The 21307-nt window shown below is 63.6% G+C and carries 20 protein-coding genes; 14 read left to right on the top strand and 6 right to left on the bottom strand.

Features of this window, described 5'->3' with window-relative positions; translation table 11 throughout:
- Positions 1 to 120: 120 nt before the first annotated feature.
- From ENE74_RS12345 to ENE74_RS12320, 6 genes are all read left to right on the top strand, one after another.
- Positions 121 to 888 (top strand): GntR family transcriptional regulator, encoded by a 768-nt coding sequence (locus ENE74_RS12345; RefSeq protein ID WP_127691243.1) that lies wholly within the window; start codon positions 121 to 123, stop codon positions 886 to 888.
- 193 nt (positions 889 to 1081) lie between these two features.
- A complete protein-coding gene (locus ENE74_RS12340) occupies positions 1082 to 2233 on the top strand; it encodes a fumarylacetoacetate hydrolase family protein (RefSeq protein ID WP_127691429.1) in 1152 nt (383 codons plus the stop codon).
- 168 nt (positions 2234 to 2401) lie between these two features.
- A complete protein-coding gene (locus ENE74_RS12335) occupies positions 2402 to 3778 on the top strand; it encodes an amidohydrolase family protein (RefSeq protein WP_241241979.1) in 1377 nt (458 codons plus the stop codon).
- Positions 3775 to 5073, top strand: coding sequence for an MFS transporter (locus ENE74_RS12330; RefSeq protein WP_241241978.1), 1299 nt, complete (start codon positions 3775 to 3777; stop codon positions 5071 to 5073). The genes ENE74_RS12335 and ENE74_RS12330 overlap by 4 nt, the downstream gene beginning before the upstream one ends.
- Before the next feature lie 106 nt (positions 5074 to 5179).
- The gene (locus tag ENE74_RS12325; protein ID WP_127691242.1) at positions 5180 to 6049 is read left to right on the top strand and encodes a DUF362 domain-containing protein; all 870 of its coding nucleotides are present in this window, start codon (positions 5180 to 5182) and stop codon (positions 6047 to 6049) included.
- On the top strand, positions 6046 to 6729 hold the full coding sequence (locus ENE74_RS12320; protein WP_127691241.1) for a hypothetical protein: 684 nt from the start codon (positions 6046 to 6048) through the stop codon (positions 6727 to 6729). The genes ENE74_RS12325 and ENE74_RS12320 overlap by 4 nt, the downstream gene beginning before the upstream one ends.
- Positions 6730 to 6789: 60 nt before the next feature.
- Here ENE74_RS12320 and ENE74_RS12315 read toward each other — a convergent pair whose 3' ends face one another.
- A complete protein-coding gene (locus tag ENE74_RS12315) occupies positions 6790 to 8649 on the bottom strand; it encodes an outer membrane protein assembly factor BamB family protein (RefSeq protein ID WP_127691240.1) in 1860 nt (619 codons plus the stop codon).
- Between the two features lie 242 nt (positions 8650 to 8891).
- On the opposite strand from ENE74_RS12315, the gene ENE74_RS12310 reads away from it, so the two are divergent.
- Positions 8892 to 9863: an SMP-30/gluconolactonase/LRE family protein gene (locus ENE74_RS12310; RefSeq protein ID WP_338142988.1), complete on the top strand. Its 972-nt coding sequence runs from the start codon at positions 8892 to 8894 to the stop codon at positions 9861 to 9863.
- 19 nt (positions 9864 to 9882) lie between these two features.
- Here ENE74_RS12310 and ENE74_RS12305 read toward each other — a convergent pair whose 3' ends face one another.
- Positions 9883 to 10896, bottom strand: coding sequence for an NADP-dependent oxidoreductase (locus ENE74_RS12305; protein WP_127691239.1), 1014 nt, complete (start codon positions 10894 to 10896; stop codon positions 9883 to 9885).
- A 173-nt stretch (positions 10897 to 11069) separates the two neighbouring features.
- On the opposite strand from ENE74_RS12305, the gene ENE74_RS12300 reads away from it, so the two are divergent.
- From ENE74_RS12300 to ENE74_RS12280, 5 genes are read left to right on the top strand one after another with little or no spacing between them, the layout of a single operon-like run.
- Positions 11070 to 12410 (top strand): aromatic ring-hydroxylating oxygenase subunit alpha, encoded by a 1341-nt coding sequence (locus ENE74_RS12300; RefSeq protein WP_241241976.1) that lies wholly within the window; start codon positions 11070 to 11072, stop codon positions 12408 to 12410.
- Positions 12407 to 12808 carry a nuclear transport factor 2 family protein gene (locus ENE74_RS12295; RefSeq protein ID WP_164847463.1) on the top strand — a complete coding sequence of 134 codons (402 nt, stop codon included), beginning with the start codon at positions 12407 to 12409 and terminating at the stop codon, positions 12806 to 12808. Before ENE74_RS12300 ends, ENE74_RS12295 begins: the two co-directional genes overlap by 4 nt.
- Positions 12808 to 13569, top strand: a complete 762-nt coding sequence (locus ENE74_RS12290; RefSeq protein ID WP_164847462.1) for an SDR family NAD(P)-dependent oxidoreductase — start codon at positions 12808 to 12810, stop codon at positions 13567 to 13569. Before ENE74_RS12295 ends, ENE74_RS12290 begins: the two co-directional genes overlap by 1 nt.
- Positions 13566 to 14366, top strand: coding sequence for an SDR family NAD(P)-dependent oxidoreductase (locus tag ENE74_RS12285; protein ID WP_127691235.1), 801 nt, complete (start codon positions 13566 to 13568; stop codon positions 14364 to 14366). The genes ENE74_RS12290 and ENE74_RS12285 overlap by 4 nt, the downstream gene beginning before the upstream one ends.
- 8 nt (positions 14367 to 14374) lie before the next feature.
- Positions 14375 to 15169 carry a sugar phosphate isomerase/epimerase family protein gene (locus tag ENE74_RS12280; RefSeq protein ID WP_127691234.1) on the top strand — a complete coding sequence of 265 codons (795 nt, stop codon included), beginning with the start codon at positions 14375 to 14377 and terminating at the stop codon, positions 15167 to 15169.
- Here ENE74_RS12280 and ENE74_RS12275 read toward each other — a convergent pair.
- The 4 genes from ENE74_RS12275 to ENE74_RS18265 all read right to left on the bottom strand — a co-directional run bounded on the left by ENE74_RS12275 (position 15164) and on the right by ENE74_RS18265 (position 19001).
- The gene (locus tag ENE74_RS12275) at positions 15164 to 16330 is read right to left on the bottom strand and encodes a mechanosensitive ion channel family protein (RefSeq protein WP_127691233.1); all 1167 of its coding nucleotides are present in this window, start codon (positions 16328 to 16330) and stop codon (positions 15164 to 15166) included. The two genes, ENE74_RS12280 and ENE74_RS12275, sit on opposite strands and share 6 nt — an antisense overlap.
- 73 nt (positions 16331 to 16403) lie before the next feature.
- Entirely contained in the window at positions 16404 to 17489 is a 1086-nt protein-coding gene (locus ENE74_RS12270; protein WP_127691232.1) for an acyltransferase family protein, read from the bottom strand.
- Entirely contained in the window at positions 17486 to 18850 is a 1365-nt protein-coding gene (locus tag ENE74_RS12265; protein ID WP_127691231.1) for a putative O-glycosylation ligase, exosortase A system-associated, read from the bottom strand. Before ENE74_RS12265 ends, ENE74_RS12270 begins: the two co-directional genes overlap by 4 nt.
- The gene (locus tag ENE74_RS18265) at positions 18843 to 19001 is read right to left on the bottom strand and encodes a hypothetical protein (protein ID WP_164847461.1); all 159 of its coding nucleotides are present in this window, start codon (positions 18999 to 19001) and stop codon (positions 18843 to 18845) included. The genes ENE74_RS12265 and ENE74_RS18265 overlap by 8 nt, the downstream gene beginning before the upstream one ends.
- Positions 19002 to 19091: 90 nt before the next feature.
- Between ENE74_RS18265 and ENE74_RS12260 the strand changes: the two genes are divergently transcribed.
- Both ENE74_RS12260 and ENE74_RS12255 read left to right on the top strand, forming a co-directional pair.
- The gene (locus ENE74_RS12260; protein ID WP_127691230.1) at positions 19092 to 20315 is read left to right on the top strand and encodes a TIGR04063 family PEP-CTERM/XrtA system glycosyltransferase; all 1224 of its coding nucleotides are present in this window, start codon (positions 19092 to 19094) and stop codon (positions 20313 to 20315) included.
- Positions 20315 to 21298 (top strand): hypothetical protein, encoded by a 984-nt coding sequence (locus ENE74_RS12255; RefSeq protein ID WP_241241975.1) that lies wholly within the window; start codon positions 20315 to 20317, stop codon positions 21296 to 21298. The genes ENE74_RS12260 and ENE74_RS12255 overlap by 1 nt, the downstream gene beginning before the upstream one ends.
- Positions 21299 to 21307 lie beyond the last annotated feature (9 nt).

The raw sequence follows: 21307 nt of genomic DNA, 5'->3' as shown, positions 1-21307 counted from the left end.
GGAGCGCAGGCCGGTAGTTCGGACCGGACAGCGCCGGACGCTTGATATGTGCATGCCCGCGCTTTAGATGCTTTAAACCCGGGCTATAGCGCCTGGAATACTATAATCGGCTTGAATCTTATGGGCAGACTACAAAATCCCGCAGGCAAGGCGAGTCCTGCCGTCGTCGACACAGAGGCGGATGATATTGGCAAGGAAGAGCCGCGCAAAGGTCGCCTGCGGCTCGATGCCGTCAAATCGATCCGCAAGATGATCTTTTCGGGCGAACTGGCACCTGGCGAGCGCCTGCGCGAAGTGGCGCTGAGCGAAGAACTGGGCATGTCGCGCACGCCGATCCGCGAAGCGTTCCGTACACTGGCGGGCGAGGGACTGATCGACCTGCTGCCCAATCGCAGCGTCATCGTCAGCGTCCCCGACAAATCCGAGGCGGCCGATGTGTTCACCGTTCTGGGCGCGCTGGAGGCGCTGGCGGGGCAGTTGGCAACGCAGCGCATGTCGCTGGAGCAGATCGAGATACTCGGCGAACTGCATGCCGATCTGGCGCATTATTTCGAAACCGCGAACCGCCTGGCGTATCTGGAGGCCAATCGGCTTATCCACGAATATATCGTCGAGGCTTCCGACAGCCCGTCGCTGGTTCTGGCATGGCGCCTGTTGCTGCCGCGCGCAGAGCGGGCGCGGCATGTCACGACGCTCGATCATGACCGGTGGGCAGAGGCGTTTCAGGAACATTGCGAGATTTACGCGGCGATCGTCGCGCGTGATGAGGCACGCCTGAAGCAGCTTCTGGAAAGCCATTTTGCGAATGGCGTCGAGAGCCTGAAAAAAAGCGAAGCGCGCAAGCGTGCGACCGAGCGTGCGGAGATTTACGCCGGCCGCAGCGGCTGAGCCTGTCGCAACCGGCGGTCTCGCGCCTGGCGCCTGGTCAGCCGATTCCCTGTTACTCGGCCTCACTTGCTATCACTCCTTAAGCACTTCTCCAGATTCCCCACGCTGCCCCTTGAATGTATGCAAGATTATAGATATGCATACATAAAGCGCGCAACAGGCGCGGGGTACGGGGAGACGATGCGTGAAGGATATGCTGCCGCAGGACAGTATGGAAGCGGCGCTGATCGGCAGGCTGTCAACAGATGAGGGCCCGGTTCCCATAGCCGTGATCGAGAATCGCGTTTTCGATCTGTCGGGCCATTTCGCGACGGTTTCGGAAATGATGGAGTCGCTTGCGCCTGGCGAGGCGCTGCCGAAGGGGCGAGACATGGGTCCGCTTGCTGCGCTCGGTCTCGATACCGCATGGGCATCGGATGCGGCGCCGCGCCTGCTGGCGCCGGTCGATCTCCAGTGCATCAAGGCGTCGGGCGTGACTTTCGCCGTGTCCGCTCTGGAACGCGTGATCGAGGAGCGGGCGCGGGGCGATGCCGCAGGTGCCAGCGCGTTCCGGGAGAGCATCAGGAAACAGATCGGCAGTGATCTGGGTGCCGTCCGCCCCGGCTCTGAGGATGCGATGCGGCTGAAGGCCATGCTCATCGAGATGGGCGTCTGGTCGCAGTATCTCGAAGTGGCGATCGGTCCCGATGCAGAGATTTTCACGAAGGCACCGGTATTGTCGGCCGTAGGCACCGGTCACTGGGTGGGCGTGCGCAGCGATTCGCACTGGAACAATCCCGAACCCGAAGTCGCCATATTGGTCGATTCGGCCGGTCGCCCGCGCGGCGCGACGCTGGGCAATGATGTCAACCTGCGCGATATCGAGGGGCGCAGCGCGCTGCTGCTCGGCAAGGCGAAGGACAATAATGCGTCCTGCGCGCTCGGGCCGTTCATCCGCCTGTTCGACGCCCATTTCACGATGGACCATGTGCGCGACGCGGAAGTCTCCCTGACAATCGAGGGGGAGGATGGCTATCGCCTCGAAGGTACGTCGAGCATGCGCAAGATCAGCCGCGATCCGCTGGACCTCATCGCCCAGACGATCGGAAAAAGCCACCAATATCCCGACGGCTTTATCCTGTTGCTGGGCACGATGTTCGCCCCGGTCGACGACCGCGATGCGCCGGGGCAGGGCTTTACCCACAAGCCGGGCGACATCGTGCAGGTCGCGACGCCACGGCTCGGTGCCCTTACCAACAAAGTGTGTCTGTGTGAGGATGCGCCGCCCTGGACGTACGGGATTGCCGCGCTGATGCGCGATCTTGCCCGCCGCACCTCCGTAATGCCCGCGCTCGTGACGGCCTGATGGCAGGCATCATGATCCGGTCGCTCAGCCCCGCTCAGTCGCGCGATGGCCCGCGCGATCAGGGTGTCGCTATGGTCGATTTCTATACCCAGATGAAAACCGTCTATTTTTCGGTGTGACGGGCCGCGTGATCCCCGCAGAGGGAAACGGGACAAGAGGAGAATGAAAGTGCGTAAACGTCAATTCCCATTGCATCGCTCGCCGGTAGCGGCGTTGCGTCGCGCGCTGCTGATGGCAGTCGCCGCGACGGCCATTGGCAGCGCGCCCGCGCTTGCGGAAACGACGGTCTTCCGTAACTTTTCGCTGATCGACGGACGCGGCGGTGCGGCGCGGCCGGATTCGGCGATGGTCGTTACGGATGGGCGGATCATCTGGGTCGGTGCGGCGTCGCAGGTGCCGACGCAGCTTCCCGCCGACAGCCAGACCGTGACGCTGGATGGCAAGTTCGTGATGCCCGGCCTCATCGACACGCACATCCACCTCGGCAATGTGCACGACCTGAAGCTCAACGAGCAATATTACACGCGCGAAAATGTCGAGGCCGACCTCAAGACCTATGCCGCCTATGGCTTTACCACCGTGGCGATCATGGGCACGGACAAGGATGTCATCTTCTCCGTCCGCAATGCGGAGCGGGCAACCCGGCCCAGCATGGCGCGGCTGTTCACGGCAGGGCAGGGGATCGTCTTTCGCGGCGGCTATGGCGGGGTGCCCGGCATCAACCGGCCCGTGACCAATGCGAAGGAAGCAGCGGCGGAAGTCGATGCGCAGGCCGCCAAGGGCGCCGACTATATCAAGTTCTGGCTGGATGACGAACTGGCGACGATGCCGAAGATGCCGCCGGAAATCAGCCAGGCAGTGATCGATGCCGCGCATCGCAATGGCCTGAAAGCCTTCGCACACATATTCTACCTGGAAGACGCCAAGCGTCTGGTTGCGCAGGGCATCGACGGCTTCGTCCACAGCGTGCGGGATCAGCCGGTCGACAAGGCGCTGACCGATGCGATGCGGCAGAAGAATGTGGTGCAGGTTGCGGGCACGCTGAGCCGCGAAATCGCCGTCTATGCCTATGGCAAGCCCGCCCCGCAGCTTGAAGATCCGTTCTTCCAGCAGGCGCTTTCACCGGCGGCTTTGGCGGAACTGGGGAGCGCCGAACGGCAGAAAGCCGTGTCGCAATCGCCTTTCTACAAGCGGCTGCCCGGATTTTTCGACCGGGCGATGGACAATCTGAAGCGTCTGGGTGCGGCGGGGGTGCGTTATGCGCTGGGAACCGACTCAGGTCCTCCGGGGCGCGTAGCGGGCTATTCTGGTCATTGGGAAATGGAACTGATGGTCCGGTCGGGCTTCACGCCTGACGAAGCGATCCAGGCGGCGACCGCGCGAGGTGCCGAAGCCTTGGGTGCCGATGACCTGGGGACGCTGGAACGCGCCAAATGGGCTGATTTCGTGGTTCTGGATGCCAATCCGCTGCGCGATATCAAGAATACACGGGCGATCGATGCTGTTTATATCGCGGGACGCCAAGTCCCTTCGGTGAAGCGTTGACCGCCGACAGCGCCACGATGGAGCGGCCGACCCGCGTCCGCCATGCCGTGCTGTGGCTGACAGTCGCGGCCTATATGATCACCTATATGGACAGGGTGGTCATTTCGACCGCGGCACCGTCGATCCAGAAGGAGTTCGGCTTCTCGCTCATAACCATGGGCTGGATTTTCAGTATCTTCCAGATCGGCTATGCATTGTTCCAGATACCGGGCGGCTGGCTGGGCGACCGCTTCGGTCCCCGTCGCGCGCTGACCGGTATTGTCATCTGGTGGTCGGCCTTCACGGCGGCGACGGCGCTCACCTGGTCGGCGGCCTCGATGCTGATTTGCCGGTTTCTGTTCGGCGTAGGGGAGGCGGGTGCCTTTCCCATCGCCACCCGGTCACTTTCGCGCTGGATGCTGCCTGCCGAACGCGGTTTCGCGCAGGGCATCACGCATGCCGGCGCACGTCTCGGCGGGGCGATCACGCCGGTATTCGTGGTGTTTCTGATCCTGCATTTCGGCTGGCGCGCGCCGTTCTTCGTCTTCGCGTTGATCGGTCTGGTCTGGGCGGCATGTTGGTTTGCCTATTATCGCGATCAGCCTGCGGAGCATGCGGGCACCAATGCGGCCGAGCGCGCTCTGATCGCCAGCCATCTGGGCGAAAGCACCGCTGGCCAGCCGCGCGCGGCCGTGCCCTGGCGGCAATTGCTGGGCAACCCCCAGATGTGGACGCTGTCCGCCATGTATTTCTGTTACGCCTACAGTATCGGTATCTTTCTCACCTGGTTTCCCAAATATCTGAATGATGCCCGCGCTTTCAACCTGACGGAGATGGGCCTCTATGCCAGCATGCCCCTGTTGGCGGGGGTGGCAGGCGACATTGCGGGCGGCGCGGTTTCGGATCATCTGCTCAAGCGGTCGGGCAATCTCAAGATGGCGCGGCGTCTGGTTGCCGTTGCCGGGTTTCTGGTTGCAGCGATTACCATGCCGCTCGCGGTACTGGCAGGCGATCCGCTGGTCTGCGTCGCCTGGTTCTGTCTCGCCGTGTTCGGGCTGGAGCTGACGGTCGGTGTATCCTGGGCCGTGACGCTTGATATCGGCGGCAGTTTCGCCGGGTCAGTTTCGGCCGTCATGAACACGTTCGGCAATATCGGCGGGGCGCTCGCCTCGGTCGCGACGGGCTACATCGTCACGCATAGCGGCTGGACTCCGGCCTTCATGGTGCTGGCCGTCCTGTCCCTGGTAGCCGCGATCCTGTTCCTGCGGATCGATGCTTCCCGCCCTCTGTACAATCGTGAGATCAGGCCTGCCTGAGGCACGTTATCGCCATTGACAAAAGGGATAATTCGTTCAATGCATACATATGAATAATGTTGTATGCAACATTTCAGCCGAGCCGTTTCGGGAGTGACGTGACCTTATGCAAATCAGCGAAACAAAATGCGTGGCATGCGGCAATTGTACCTATGTGTGCCCTATGGGGGCGATCTTCATCGATCCCGCCACGCGCAAGGCAACGATCAACCGCGACGAATGCGTGGAATGCTACGCCTGTTACAATGGCCTGAGCAAAGAGCACCTGCCCCCCAAGACAGTGCGGGCGACCCGGCGGCTGATGTCCAAGCTGTTGATGCGGTTTGAACCTGATCCCGATATCTGCCCGACCGACGCCATCGTGCCCGATGAGCTGAGCTGGCCGCGGGTCGTCCGCCGCGCCTTTTCCGACCCGCGTGTCCCCCATGAATCGACAGGTGTCGCAGGTCGCGGGACGGAGGAGGTCAAGACCAACGACGTCTCCAATCGTGTGGCCGTGGGAATGGTCGGGTTCACGATCGAGTTCGGTCGCCCCGGCGTTGGCGCGCGCTTCCGCCAGATCCAGGAAATGAGCATGACGCTGGCTGCGCTGGGCGTGAAGATCCAGCCCAAGAACCCCGTCACCGCCATGATGAGCGACGTCGAGACCGGAAAGATCCGCGAGGATATTCTGGACGAGAAGGTTCTGTCGGCCATTCTTGAAATCACCGTTCCGGTCGAGCGGACGGAAGAGATCATCCGCGCAGTCTGGGCCGTCGAGAAGAAGATCGACACGATCGTCGTGCTGGGGGTCGGAACCCGCTGCGACGATGACGGGGAGGAGCGCGTCGTTGCGCCGATCCTTGAAAAGCTCGGCTACAATCTGAAGCGCGCCAAGACCAATATCGGCCTTGGCCGCACGGTGATCCGGGAACTGGAAGCCAGCCCGCAAAGCGGCGTTACCCGCAGTGCCATGAATGGAGCGATGACGGCATGACGAACACCCTGCATCGCTATGGTACGGCCGAAAGTTTCGTAGACGATTACATTATCTTCGCGCTGCCCGCCAAGGGCGGGGGGCAGTCCGGCGATCCCCTTCCGGCGCTTCGGCGATTTCTGGAACTGGCGACCGAATATAATCCGGTCAACATCGGCGACGCAATGAACGGTGGGGCGATCCGCCCCACCGAACATAGCAAGGCGATCGAGCATTTCGGCACGCGGCCGACGACACCCGATTTCCGCAAGGTGATCGAGGGTGCGACCAAGGCAACGACCTTTTCGGCGGTGTTCGCGCGGAAGGAAGATGCCGAGGCGTTCGTCCGGCGGCTGGTCGAGGAGGATCTGGGCCTCAGCATCAACATATCGACGTCGATCGACAACGCCATGAACTGCTGCAAGGCGGCGGGACTGACGCGGCACAGCGTCGGCTATTCGCTCGGCTTCGAAGGGATACAGGACAATGCGCCCAACCGCCATGTCCTGGCGCTGTCGACCATGTGCGGCCACGGCATGATCAGCCAGTCGCTCGCCAAGAAGATGATCGACTTTGTAAAGGAAAACCGCAGGACACCCGATCAGGTGACGGCGGCGCTCAGCCGCTTCTGCTCCTGCGGCATATTCAATCCGGTCCGCGCCAAGCGCATCATCGAAGACGCCCGCAAGAAGACTTTCTGACGAATAACTCCATCGTTCGACGGGCGGCGGGGTGGCACATGTATGCCCCGCCGCTGACCGTCATTGGGGCAAGGCGAACACGACGAGCTGGCTGACGTTCGCGCGGCTGTTCAGATAGCTGCCGCCTGCCGACACTATCGCCACATGCTGCCGCCCGCTCTTGCCGGTGAAGGTAATGGGGGTGGCATGCGCCGCTGCCTCCAGCGTCATCGTCCACAGCTCCTTGCCCGATCGGCTCTCGAACGCCCGGAATCGGGCGTCGTCCGTCGCACCTACGAAAACCAGCCCTGAAGCGGTCGCCATCGGCCCGCCGATATTGGGTCGCCCGGTCGCCTGTTTACCCGCAGGCGCGCTGTCGGTCACGCCCAGCGGCACCTGCCACGCGATCGTACCGTCGTGCACGTTGACGGCGGATATCTGACCCCAGGGCGGCGTGTGGCACATCCACCGGCGGCCGCGGTCGGCAAAGGCACCCGGACCCTTGCCGACATTGTACCAGTTGCCCTGCGGGTCGCGGCCCATCTGCTCCACGCTGGCAACTTCGGTGGTGTTGATGATGTAATAGCCAAGCTGCGGATCGAATGTGCCGCCGCCCAGATTGGGGCCGCCGCCGCTCCCCGGAAAACGGATGGTCGGATGATCGCTGCGCAGCGGTTCGAACGGCGCGGCGAACGTCAGCTTTTCGTCCCTGATGCGGTCGAGGCAGTATTGGCGATGCTCGGGCGTCAGCGTGGCGATGTCGTCCAGCGTCATCGACTGGCGGCTGATCGAAGGCGGTGCGCTCGGCACGGGCTGGGTCGGCGAGGCTTCTTCGCCTGCAATGCTGCTGGGCGGCACGGGCATTTCCGTCACCTTGTAGATCGGCTTGCCATTGCGCCGGTCGAGCAGGAAGATGAAGCCTGTTTTGCTGACGGCGGCAACCGCCGGGATCGTCCGCCCGTTGCGCTTTACGTCGAACAGGGTCGGCTGACCGGGCAAGTCATAATCCCATATGTCGTGATGCACCGCCTGAAAATGCCACAGATATCTGCCCGTCCGCACATCGACGGCAACCAGCGTGCTGCTGAACAGATTGGCGCCCTTGCGATCGACACCGATCCGATCATAGGCAGGGGCCGCAAAGGGCAGGAAAGCGATGCCGCGTTCCCGGTCCACGCTCATGAGATTCCAGACATTCACTCCCGACCGACGCTTCCACCCGTCGTCGGTCCAGCTTCCATGTCCCGGCTCACCCGGCCGGGGAATGGAATGGAATGTCCATAGCAGCTTGCCGGTCCGGGCATCCCATCCGCGAACATCGCCGTTCGGCCCGATCGCAGGCGATTCCTGGACGCGTGACCCGGTGATGACGACATTGCCCGCCACCACAGGCGCGCTGTTGATGGCGTAGGCGGCATCGGGCATGCCATTCATGACGTCGGCCGTCTTGAGGTTGACGGTCGCGAAACCGGGTGCCGGCTTTCCGCTGCGCAAGTCGATCGCGCCCAGCAGGCCCCCGCGCGTGCCGTAGAACAGGCGCGGCCCGACTTTGCCGTCGCCTGCCCAATATTCCATGCCGCGCCCGCCGACCTGATCGCCATCGGGCAGCACATGGGTCCAGATCACGCGCCCGCTGTCGCCATCGAGCGCCACGATCCGGCTATAAGGCGTTGCAAGATAGAGTATGCCGTCGATCGCCAGCGGGGTCATCTGGCTTACCGCAAGACGCGCCTGCGGCGTTTCGGGCGGTCGCATGTCGAATGTCCACGCGCGCGCAAGGCGCGCGACATTGGCTGGCGTAATCTGCGCCAGAGGTGAAAAGCGGGTGCCGCCCGCGTCGCGACCATAGCTTTGCCAATCGCCGGGTGCGGCGTCTCTTGCGCAGGCTGGAGCGGACGCCAGTGCCCATGCAAGACTTATGGCCGTGCCGATGCCTGCCAAGTGATGAAGTCTGTAACGCCGCCGGTCGTTGCCGCCTGTTCGCACGGTGGTCTGATCCTCTCCGATGGCGGTCTGCGCGCCGTTAGGCTTTTTGCTCTACCATGCCAATCCACCGCGCCAACGGCAAAAAATGACAGAAAACGCGCCGTCTCAAATAGTGAGCGGGGGTCGCATTTTTTGTCTTTCGCAAAGCGTCTACCTCAGCGCATGATAGGAAAAAGCGTCGCTCCCGATGGCGGCCGATGAAGGAGATGGATATGCCGTTCGCGCACGACCCGGACCGCCGTGCAGTGATCGCGGGGATAGCTGCAACTGCCGCCATTTTCGGCCACGGTCGGCGCGTGTCGGCGGCCGAAATGGCGAAGGACGGAGGCTATCGGATCATCCCGCGTGATGTCCGTGATAGCCTGGGCGAAGGGATCACCTGGTCGGCGCGGCGCAACGCAATTTTCTGGATCGATATATTGAAGCCGACCTTGTGGTCGATGGACGTCGGCACCGGCGCTATCCGTAGCTGGCCGATGCCGGAAACCATCGGCTGGGTGATCGAGCGCAAGGGGCGCGACGATTTCATCGTCGGGTTGAAGCGCGGCTTCGCGATACTGCGCCTCGATCCGTTCGAGATCACCACGATCGGCAACCCGGAGCCGGACTATCCCAAAAACCGGCTGAACGATGCGAAGGTCGATCGCTGGGGCCGGATATGGGCCGGAACGCTGGGGGAGGCGGGCGGCTCGCTCTATCGCCTCGATCCCGACTTGCGCTGGTCGCGTCAGGACACGGGCTACAAGACCTGCAACGGGCCGACGTTCAGCCTGGACGGACGGACCATGTATCACAATGATTCAGGTCGCAGGATCTGTTACGCGCTGGACCTCCATCCTGACGGGACTTTGCACAATAAGCGGATATTCACCCAGTTTACCGAGGAAATGGGGGCGCCGGACGGCATGACCACCGATGCCCAGGGTGGCATCTGGATCGCGCACTGGGGCGGCGGGCGGATCAGCCGTTTCCTGCCGGACGGGCGTTTCGATCGCGCCATCGCTTTGCCGGCCGGGCGCATTACCGACATGACCTTTGCGGGTCGGAAGCTGGATCGGATGTTCGTCACCTCCGCCTCGGGCGAACCGGACGCCAAACCCGATTCCGGAAGCTTGTTCGAGGTTCAGGCGGGCGTCCGCGGCCGCGCGCCGCATCTGTTCGCGGGCTGATCCGGCGCGGGCGGGCGAACTAGGCGAGCTTCAGGATCATCTTGCCCTGATTGGAGCCTTCGAACAGCCGCAGGAAGGCGGGCAGGGCGTTATCGATCCCCTCGTCGATATGCTCGTCGAAGCGCAGCGCGCCCTCGCGCACCAGCCCGGCCATCGCCGCTGCGCCTTCCGGAAAGCGATCGAGAAACTCGCTGATGAGGAACCCCCGGATCGTCGCGCATTTCACGATCAGCTGCCACAGGTTGCGCGTGCCGTAATGCGCCGTATTATATTCGGAAATCAGCCCGCATAGCGCCACTGTCGCATGCTGATTGATGTGCAGCAGCGTCGCGTCCAGGCCCATACCGCCGACGTTTTCGAATACCAGATCGATGCCGTCGGGCGCAGCCTGCCCGATCGCGGCGGACAGCGCCTCGCCATCCTTGCCGCGATAGTCGATGGCCGCGTCGAAGCCATAATCATCCGTCAGCCTGGCGCATTTGGCCGGGCCGCCTGCGATGCCGATGACGCGGCATCCCGCGCGTTTGCCCAGTTGCCCGACAAGCGATCCCACCGCGCCCGCCGCGCCGCTCACCAGCAATGTCTGTCCGGCCTTGGGCTGCAATATCTCCGTCACGCCGAAATAGGCCGTCAGGCCTACCGCACCGAGGATCGAGAGGAAATGCGTCGGCGATGGCACCGCATCAATGTCCACGACCTGGGTGAAGCCGCCTGCCTGCGCAACCGAATGCGTTTCGATGCCGTTGAGACCCATCACCCAGTCGCCCGGTGTGAAGCCTTCCGCTTCACTGGCGATCACGACACCGACGGTTGTCGCCCGTACCGGATCGCCCAGCGCCACCGGCGGCAGATAGCTTGGCGCATCGTCCAGCCAGCCGCGGATCGCGGGATCGAGCGACGCATAATGATTGCGGATCAGGAACTGCCCCGGCGCGAGTGGCGGCAGGGGGGCATCGACCAGCCTGAAATCATCCCGCTTCGGCATCCCGTCGGGACGCGCAACGAGCAGAAAGCGACGGTTCATTTCGGGCATGGCGGTCCTGTCGTGGCGAAAGGCATTGAAGGGAGCATGCTAGGCCTGCGTCTGCCGGACCGCGACTTGCGTTTCCGCTAGTTCGTCGCGCCAGACTAGCACAAAGCCGAGTTTGCGCGCCCCTTCTTCATGCTACCCTCCCTTTCAAAATGCCATGCATGGTGGAGAGTGGAGTGACCAAGGAGCATTTTCTGGGCCGGACGCTGGAGGCTTATGACCCCCCGGTGCGCGGCGATCCGATTACCGGCGAACGCTATTACAGCAAGGCGTGGGCGCGGGCGGAATGGCAGCATGTGTTCAGCAAGGTCTGGCATATCGGCGGGCTGCTTGCCGATCTGGAGGAGCCGGGCGACTGGATCACCCATAATCTGATGCGCGACAGCGTCATCATGATGCGGCAGGACGATGGCACCATCCGTGCCTTCTTCAACGCCTGCGTCCATCGCGGCAACCGGCTGCTGTGGTCCGATGTCGGGCATAACGAGAAAATCACCTGTTCCTATCATGGCTGGCAATTCGGGAAGGACGGCACCTTGCTGTTCGCGCAGGACGCGGAGGATTTCCCCAATGGCAATCCCTGCGGCAAGGCGCATCTGACCGAGATTGCCGTCGATACATGGGGGCCCTTCGTGTGGTTCAACATGGACCGGAACGCGCAACCGCTGCACGAATGGCTGGCGCCGCTGCCCGAACAGCTTGCCGGATACCGCATGGAAACGATGGTCCGCGTGCTCGACGTGCGATGCGAGATCCCTTGCAACTGGAAGATCATCCGCGACAATTTCAACGAAAGCTATCATCTGCCGACGCTCCACCCGGAACTGGCGAGCTTCATCGACGACGAATATACCGATACCAGTTTCGAAATGTACCCGAGCGGGCACAACCGCATGGTGCAGAAGGGGTGCCACCCGTCAAAGCGGCTCGATTATCCCGATGCCATGCAGCCGCTGGTCGAAGATGTCCTGCGCGAATGGGGGCTGGACCCGGCGGATTTCGTGGACCGGGCGACACAGGCAAGAGTGGCCATCCAGCAGGCCAAGCGGAAGCTCGGGCCGGAGCGGGGCTTCGTCCACTTCGAAAGCATGAGCGACAGCCAGCTCACGGACTATTATCACTACACGCTATGGCCCAACACCACGATCACCATGAGCCCGGACGGGTTCCAGATATTACGGTCCGAACCGCACCCGACCGATCCTGAAAAGTGCATATTCGACCACTGGTACATGATGCCGCCGGTCAAGGGTCGTCACGAAGTGATAACGCCGGTCGGCCCGCGCCCGTTCAAATCGTGCGAGCGGGAAACGATTATCTATGGCGAGGCGACGCTCGGCTATGTCGCGGATCAGGACATGACGATCGCCGTGGGGCAGCAGCAGGGCCTGCACTCCATGGGCTATAAGGGCGGCATCATATCCGGGCAGGAAAAGCGGATACAGCGGTTCCACGAACTGCTGAACGACGCTTGCGGCATACCCGGCGAACTGCCCGATGGCAGATGGGACGAATGAGTTTCGCGGAAGACATGGCGGGGATCAACGCGGCGCTCGCCCGCTATGTCGATGGCGTCAATCGCCGTGACGCCGGTCTGTGGTCGACATCCTGGGACAGGGATGCCGAATGGTACTTGTTCGGCCCCGACACCATAGCAGGACGCGAGGCAATCGTTGCGGCGTGGAAGGAGGCGATGGCCGGATTCCCCTTCGTCGTGATGCACGTCACCCAGGGTGATGTCGTCATTGCCGGCGATGTGGCAACCGGGCGGTCCTATACGAGCGAGCTCGCGCGAACGGCCGATGGTCAAAGGCTGCGCGTGCTCGGCCAGTATGAGGATCGATATATCAAGCGCGACGGCGTCTGGGGCTTTGCCTACCGCCGGTTCACCATGCTCGACAGCGAGGAAATCTGATGGGACGTCTGACAGGCAAGGTTGCGGTGATCCTCGGCGCATCCGACGCGCGCAGCATGGGCGCGGCGACCGCCCGGCGTTTTGTCGAGGAAGGGGCAAAAGTTGTTCTTGCGGCACGACGCAAGGATGCCGTGGCGGATATCGCGGCGGAGCTTGGCGGTATCGGCGTGGGCTGCGACATCACCGACGAGGCATCGGTCGCCGCGCTGGCCAAGGCGGCCGTGGAGCATTTTGGCGGCCTGCATGTCGCGGTGAACTATGCCGGTCAGAGCAGCCAGGCGTCCGTGCTCGACGTCACGGCGGAGCAGTTGCGCCACCAATCCGAAATCCACTTCGTCGGTACTGCCCTGTTCATCAAGCATATGGCGCTGGCCATGCAGCAGGGTGGATCGATCGTAACGGCTTCGTCGCTGACCGTGCTCGTGCAGGCGCCGGATTTGGGCGCCTATGCCGGGTCAAAGGGCGGCGCGGACGTCTATGTCCGGGTTGCGGCCAATGAGCTGGGTGCGCGCGGCATCCGCGTCAACAGTCTGGCACCGGGCTTCACCAGAAGCGCGATGACGGAGGATTATTTCGCCGTTCCCGCCGTGACCAATGCGTTCCTGAAGGAAATGCCGCTTGGCCGCTTCCCGACGGTGGAGGATATCGCCAGCACCGCGCTGTGGCTGGCGAGCGACGAGGCGTTCGTGACCGGGCAGCGGATCGACGTGACGGCGGGGCAGGCGCTGCGCCGAACGCCCCGACCGGAGGAGTTCATATGAGCGGGCGGCTGGCGAGCAAGACCGCCCTGGTCGTCGGCGCGGCGGGCGAGGGCAATATGGGGCAGGTGATTGCCCGGCGTTTCGCGGCGGAAGGGGCGCGGGTCGCCGTGGCGGGGCGCAACCGTGCGGTCCTTGATCGTCTGGCGGCCGAAATCGGCGGCGTGGCGGTGGACTGCGATTTTTCCGATCGTGCCAGCATCTTCGCCATGGTCGATGCAACCTGCGCGGCGCTGGGTGGCATCGACATTGCGGTCAACGCCACCGGCTGGGGCCTGCTGAAGCCGTTCCTGGAAACCACCGACGCGGATTTTGACCGGATGTATGCGCTGCAACTGCGCGGGCCGTTCCAGTTCGTGCAGGCGCTGATCCCGGTGATGGAGAAGACCGGCGGGTCGATCGTTCAGATCAGCTCCGCCACCGCCACCATCATGTTCCACGACCATGCCGCCTATATGGCGACCAAGGCAGGGACCGACCATATGCTGCGCACCGTCGCCAACGAGTTCGGGCATCTGGGCATCCGTGTGAACAGCATTTCGCCCGGCGTCACCGAAACGCCGATGACGGCCGAGGCAGCCGCCGTGCCGGGGCTGATGGACGCGTTCGTCAAAGGCTATCCGCTGGGCCGCTACGGCACGTCGGATGATATCGCCGCAGGCTGTGTCTGGCTGGCGAGCGACGAATGCTTCATGACCGGCGAGACGATGCAGGTGAACGGTGGCCTCATCTTGCGCGGCAATCCGACAAAGGCGGCGATCGAGGCGTCAGTCGCCGCCGCGATGTCCGCGCAGGAGTGAGCGACCGCATGCCCCGCCAGCATCCGTTGTCGATGGCGGCGGGCATCATGCCGGAAGCGACGCCGCTGCAACTGGTCGAGGCGGCGGCGCGTGCGGGCTTCGACTATGGCGGCATGTGGATCGACGCTGCGGACTGGACGGCGCAGACGACACGCGAGGTCAAGGCCGCACTCGCCGCCACCGGACTGCCACTGCTCGATGTCGAGGTCGTCTGGATACAGCCCGGCCCGCCGAACCCCGATCATCTGCGCATCGTTGACATCGGGCTGGAGCTGGGCGCGCGGAACGTCCTGTGCGTCAGCAGCGACCCGAATGAGGGGGCTACGCGGGACAAGCTGGCCCTGCTGATGGATCATGTCGGTGACGCGCCGATCCGCATCAATCTGGAGTTCGGGATTTTCACCGAGGTGAAGACGATCCAGCAGGCGAGCCGAATCCTCGACGCAATCGGATCGCCAGTCGGGGGCCTCCTGATAGACAGTCTGCACTGGCGCCGTTCGGGCGGTACGCTCGCAGATGTGGCGGCCATCCCGTCGCGATGGTTGAGCTATGCCCAGCTGTGCGATGCGCCCGATCCCGGTGCCGATCCTGCCGATGCCGCCGCCATATTGGAAGAGGCGCTCGACGGGCGCGTGGCGATGGGCGCGGGTGGTCTGCCGCTCAACGATCTGGCCGACATCCTGCCGCCTGCCCTGCCGATCGCGATCGAGGAACGGTCCCGCGCCTTGCGTGAGGGATTCCCCGATCTCAATGCCCGCGCGGCTGAGTTGCTGCGAACCTCGCGCGCGTGGATGGCATCATGATGCCGCGTCGCGCGCTGGCGTCACCGGCGCATAGGGCATGATCATCTTGCCGTTGGGGTCGGCGGTAAAGGTCGTCTGGGTCGGATAGGCGAACTCCAGCCCTTCCTTGTGGAACCGTTTCAGGATCGCGATGCCGACCTTGTGCCGGACTTTGTAGATTTCGTCCCAGTCGGGCAAATAAACGTCGAACTCCAGCTCATAGTCGAGGCTGCTTGCGCCGAAGGCGATGAGGCCGCACCGGATGAAAATGCCGTCAAAACTCTCGACGACTTCGCGCAATATTGCCGGTACGCGCTCCGCCAGCATCGGGTCGGTCTGATAGATAAGGCCGATCGTGAACTTGATCCGGCGATGGTCGAGATGCTGATAGTTGGTGATTTCCTTTTGCAGCAAATTGGCATTGGAAATCACTTTCTTCTCGCCTGTCACGGCGCGCAGACGCGTACTTTTCAGGCCGATGCGCTCCACCGTTGCGGTCGTCTGGTCATAGTTGATCGTTTCGCCTTTGCGAAAGGGCTTGTCGAAGATGATCGAGAGGGCAGCGAACAGATCGGAGAATATCCCCTGCGCCGCGAGACCGATGGCAATGCCGCCGACGCCGAGGCCGGCGACGAGGCCGGTCACATTCACGCCGAGATTGTCGAGCACCACGATCACCGCGATGGCGAACAGCGCGACCGTCACCAGCAGGCGGATGATGCCCATGGCGTTGCTCAGCGTGTCGCTGCCATTGTCCTCGCCGGTGCGCCGCTCGATCAGGCCCAGGATTATCTCGCGCAGCCAGATTGCGCCCTGGAACACGGCGGCGACGGTGAACAGGAACTGGATGGTCCGCAGCAGCAGGTCTGGCGGATTGGCATAACCCGCGACCAGCCGGGCGGAGACCATGATCATGAAGAAATGGGTAGTCCGGCTGAACGCCTTGCCGATCACGGTAGCGAAACTGGCGGCATCGCCGTCGCGGTCACGCAGGCGCTGTGCCAGCCGCTTTATGCCACCCAGGGCAAGATAGATGAGGAAACCGAACCCGGCCGCGACCAGTATCTCGACCCCGTGGAGATCGAACCAGCGCAGCGTACTGTCCCACATATGCTGGATGTCGGGCGGCCGGGCATTGATTTCGACCAGCGGTTCCTTGGGCGTGGTCTTGGCAGCAGTCATGCGATCTTTCGGAAGCGATTGTCGGGCGAGGATGGCTTTAGCGGGCACGAGCGCTTGCGGCCAGTCCTGCTTTTCAACCCGCTCCGGCGGCCTTCGTTCCGCCTCCGGCCCCTTTAAGGGCACCGCTCATCCAGTCGCGCCCGGGTCTTTCGACGGCGTAATGGAGCAGCGCCGACAGGGCGAGAGTCATCATGAGATAGGGGGCCATCACCGCGGGAGCCACGTTGTCGGCGTCATCGACAAAGGCGATCTTGAACCAGATGTAGAGCATGAAATGCGACAGATAGGTGGCATAGCTGATTTCGCCCAGCCACTGGAAGGCGCGGGCGTGTAACGGATTGTGCGGCAGCGCGGACGCATGGGCGAGGGCCAGTATGAGGCAGGCGGCACCGGCCGGGAAGGCCCACAGTTCCGAAGCATAACCCGACAACCACAAGCCCCAGCACAAGAGCACCCCGCCCGCCGAGAGGATGAGCGCCATGGGTTCGCGGTCGGGTCCCCGCAGCCAGAAGGCACACAGCATCGCGCCAGCGGCAAACTCGGCAAGGCAACGGATGAGGCCGAAGCGCGGGATATCAGTGCCCAGCGTGGTGGCGCCTGCCCATTCGAGCGTGGCGGCAAGCAGCGCGAGCACCGCCGCGATCGCCGCCAGCAGGTGAGGCCGTCGCGCGCGGGCGATAGGCGTCCGCAGGACAAGCAACGGAAAGGCAAGATAGGCGGCCGTTTCCGCACTGATCGACCAGGCCGGATGGTTCCAGCTCAGCGCATCGGTGAAGCCCCAGTTCTGCATCATGACGACATGCAGCGGCAACTCGCGCCAGGGATAACCGTCCGCTTGCCTGCCGCTGGCTTCCAGGGCGATCGCGAACAGCACGGTGAGGCCCAGCATTACCCCGTAGAGGGGGTAGATGCGTGCCGCGCGGCGGATCAGAAACGGCCCGATCGCGGCATGCCCCTGACGCAGGAAGGCACGATGCGCCGAAAGGTAGATGACAAAACCCGACAGCAGGAAGAAGAAGTCGACGGCCAGATAGCCTTTGTGTGCGACAGCCATCAGCCAGTCCGGCAGCCATGGCGTGCCGCTGCGGATATGGTAGACGACGACGAGCCAGGCCGCGATGCCGCGCGCGGCGGTCAGGCTGCGCAGTTCACCTGTCATGCCACGGCACTCTTGACGGGCGTGCGCGCGGCAAAGATGGGCACCGCGCTTTCATGCCGCCGCTGCCGCGCGACATAAGTCGACAGGCTGATCTGAAGCGCCAGAAGCATCCATATGAAAGGCTGATAGGCAATGCCGACGAACAGCGCGCCCAGCAGATAGATGAGATGCCCCTGCTGCAACGCCAGCGCGAGCGGCGATATCCATGCATGGCCGGGCCCGGTGCGCGGGCGATAGGCGCGGCGTATCCATTCGGTGCGGGCCAGCGACAGGCCGTGGATCAGCACCCACAGCAGAAAGCCGGGAATGCCCTGTTCGCCCAGCATCTCGAAATAGGCGCTGTGATAGGCACGGCCCTTGTCGACGATGATTTGCCGCTCGACCACCTGCGCCCCGGGCGGCCCCGCCATCTGCCGCGCTTCATAACGGAAGCTGTTGCCGAGATAGGCGTCGAAGCCGCCGCCCCAGGGATTGTCCTTCACATAATCGATCGTCCATTTCCACACGGCGACACGGGTGGAGGCGCTTTCGTCGGCCTGATAATTCTCGATCGTATCCATCCGCGCGGTAAAACTTTGCGGCAGGAACGGAATTGCGGCGACCGCCGCGATCGCCAACAGGGCGCCGTAGAGAACCCGACGCTTCATGTGCATCAGCATCAGTCCGCCGAGCATCACGATACACAACAGGCCGGTGCGCGTTTCGGTGCCGATCGGGATGAGCAGGCAGGCGCCGTACAACGCCCATCCGAACAATGTCACGGGCCGGTCTGGCGGAAAGATCGTGCCATGCCGGGTCAGCCAAAGGATCAGTGGGATGATGGCAATGGCTACGGTTGAAATGGTGCTGCCTTCATACAGGCCGCTGTTGTCGTTCACCATCAGGTTCAGCACGCCATAGCCGCCGCCCGACAGCAATGTCTTGATCCCGCCGGTGATGATGATCGAACTGGCGCACAGCACCATGACAAGCGCCAGCGCCTCGATGCGCAGCCGCGTGCGCAAGGTGAGCGGCAGGAAAATTGCGAAGATCAGTGCCTTCCACGCCCAGTCCCACTTGGTGAGCGCCTCTATGGGATAATCGGCGTGCCATGTCGTGTAGCCGCACCAGCCGAGCAGGACGAGCATCAGCATCTGCCGCCACGAAAGCCGCGTTTCGGCCTTGTCATCGGCGATCAGCCAGCCAAGGACGGCAAGGCCGAAAGCGATGGCGGAAATCGGTATGCTGTTGAGCAGATAATAGGACAATCGCTGCGGCGAAACGATGTCGATATACGCATAGGCCAGCACCAGCAGAAATCCGCGCTTCAGGCCGAGCGCGAAAAAGCCCGCAAGAAACACCAGGAAGAAAATATCACGCATCGGCACCGTCCTGCGCGTCGGTCGGCGCGCCGTCGGTGTGCATAGAGTCAGGAAGCATGGATTCGCGATCGAGATCGGGGCGGGACAGCAGCCGCCACAGCGCGATCAGGATAAGGCCGTGACTGACCATCAGGGAAAATGTGTCGATCACGAGGCGTTGCGCTTCCTTGCCATGGCTGTCCGGGACTAGCCGATCGAGGTTGACGGGCCGTTAATCTTTTTCCGGCAAATCACAGGGGCCATGACCCGCATATTGCATGTCCTCGACCACAGCCTGCCGATGCACAGCGGCTACAGCTTTCGCACGCGCGCCATCCTGCGCGCGCAGATGACGCAGGGCTGGATGGTCCGTGGCGTCACCGGGCGACGGCACAGCGCCGATGGGCCGCCGGTCGAAACTGTCGATGGCCTTACCTTTCACCGCACTGCGGGCGACATCGCGCCGGGGCAGGGCCTCATCCGCGAATGGCGCGAAGTCGCGGCGCTGGCCGAAGCGACCGATGCGGTCGTGCGCGACTGGCAGCCGCATCTGATCCATGCCCATTCGCCGGTGCTCAACGCCTTGGCCGCCGGGCGTGTTGCGCGCCGACACGGCCTGCCGTTCGTGTACGAGATTCGCGCCTTCTGGGAAGATGCCGCTGTCGGCAACGGCACAGGCAGCGAAGGCTCCCCCAAATACTGGCTCACCCGGCAGCTGGAAAGCCATGCAGTCCGGGCGGCCGATGCGGTGATCGTGATCTGCGAGGGGTTGAAGGATGATCTGGTCGGGCGCGGCATTCCCGCCGAAAAGATCACCATAGCGCCCAACGGCGTCGACATGGAGATGTTTGGCGCGCCGGTCCCTCCCGATCCGGCGCTGCGCAGCGCGCTTCGCCTGGACGACGCCGAAGTCGTCGGCTTCATCGGCAGCTTCTACGATTATGAAGGGCTGGACGATCTGATTGCCGCGATGCCGATGCTGGTTGCACGGCGCCCTGCGGCAAAGCTGCTGCTCGTCGGCGGCGGACCCTGCGAGAATGCCTTGCGCCAGCAGGCGGCGGCATCACCGGTAGCGCAGCATATTTGCTTCGTCGGCCGGGTGCCTCATCATGCGGTCGAGAACTATTACAGCCTGATCGACGTGCTGGCCTATCCGCGCAAGGCGATGCGGCTGACCGAGCTGGTGACGCCGCTCAAGCCGCTGGAAGCCATGGCGCAGGGGCGGCTGGTTGCGGCATCCAGCGTCGGCGGGCATCGCGAACTCATCAGCGACGGCCTCACCGGTACGCTGTTCCCGCCCGACGATCCGCAGGCGATTGCCGCCGCGCTGGCGCGTCTGTTCGCGGACCGCAGCCATTGGGATGCGCGCCGCGCCGTCGCCCGCCGGTTCGTGGAGCAGGAACGCAACTGGGCTGCCAATGTGATGCGCTATGAGCCGGTCTATCAGCGGCTGCTGATCGACTATCGCGTGGAGCGCGCCGCGTGATGCGCCGCCGTCCCCTGATGGCCCTGCTGTCGGGCAGTGCCGCGGCGCTCGTCATGCTCTCCGTGCCGGTGCCGCTGCTCGAAATGCTCGTCGCATCGACGGGCCTTGCGGAAATCATGCCTGCCGCCGCGCCGCCGCTTGGCCACACCGCGCGGAGCGTACTGGCCGGTTTCGCCGGCATGCTGGGCGTCGGCCTGGCGCTGGCGCTATCGGCGCAAGGCACGCCGGACATATCGGACGATGAAGAGGATGCCGGGGAACCGGACAAGGGAGAAGGCAAGATGGGTTTTGCACTGTCGAAACTGACCAGCTTCACGCGCGGCGGCCGCCGTCGGGCAACCGTGACCGGGCTTGAAGCCGTGGAACCGATGCCGGTCCTGCGTCGTGCCGATTCGCACCCGGATGCGCCTGCGCGCCGCCCCATTTTCGCCAGCCGCGATTTCGACGGGACGGAACCGTTCACCCGGCCTTTGGCGCCGCCTGCGCCTGATGCCACGGAAGCGCCTGTGGAAACGGCAATACCGGAAGCGGCAGTAGCGGAGGCGCCAACACCGGACGAGATGCTGTTCGGACCGGACCCCGCGCCCTCCGATCATGGCGAAGGGTTCGTCATGCCGCGCGCGCCGGCACCGCTGGACGATCATGTGCTGCTGACCGAGGCGATCGTGGCGCAGGATGACGCCGTGGTCCGCGTGTCGCTCGACGGGCTCAGCCTTGGCGAACTCGTCGACCGGTTCGAACAAGGCATCGCCCGCCGAAAGGCACTGGCGCAGGCCGCTGCGGCATCGCGCCGCGTGGCGAACGTCCTTGCGGAAACCGGCCGTGCTCCGGCGATATCGAGCGGGACAGGCGAAGATGCCATGCCCGTGCTCGCGGACATTCCGCCCGTCCCGCCGGTCGCGGTGCGCAGCGATGTCGACAAGGATATTGACGCTGCCTTGCGTGCCGCGCTCAACAGCCTGCAACAGATGACCGGCCGCTGACCCTCCAGC

Origin of the sequence: Sphingobium algorifonticola (assembly GCF_004005485.1) — a bacterium.
Taxonomy (GTDB): domain Bacteria; phylum Pseudomonadota; class Alphaproteobacteria; order Sphingomonadales; family Sphingomonadaceae; genus Sphingobium; species Sphingobium algorifonticola.
This window is presented reverse-complemented; position numbering and strand designations above follow the sequence as displayed.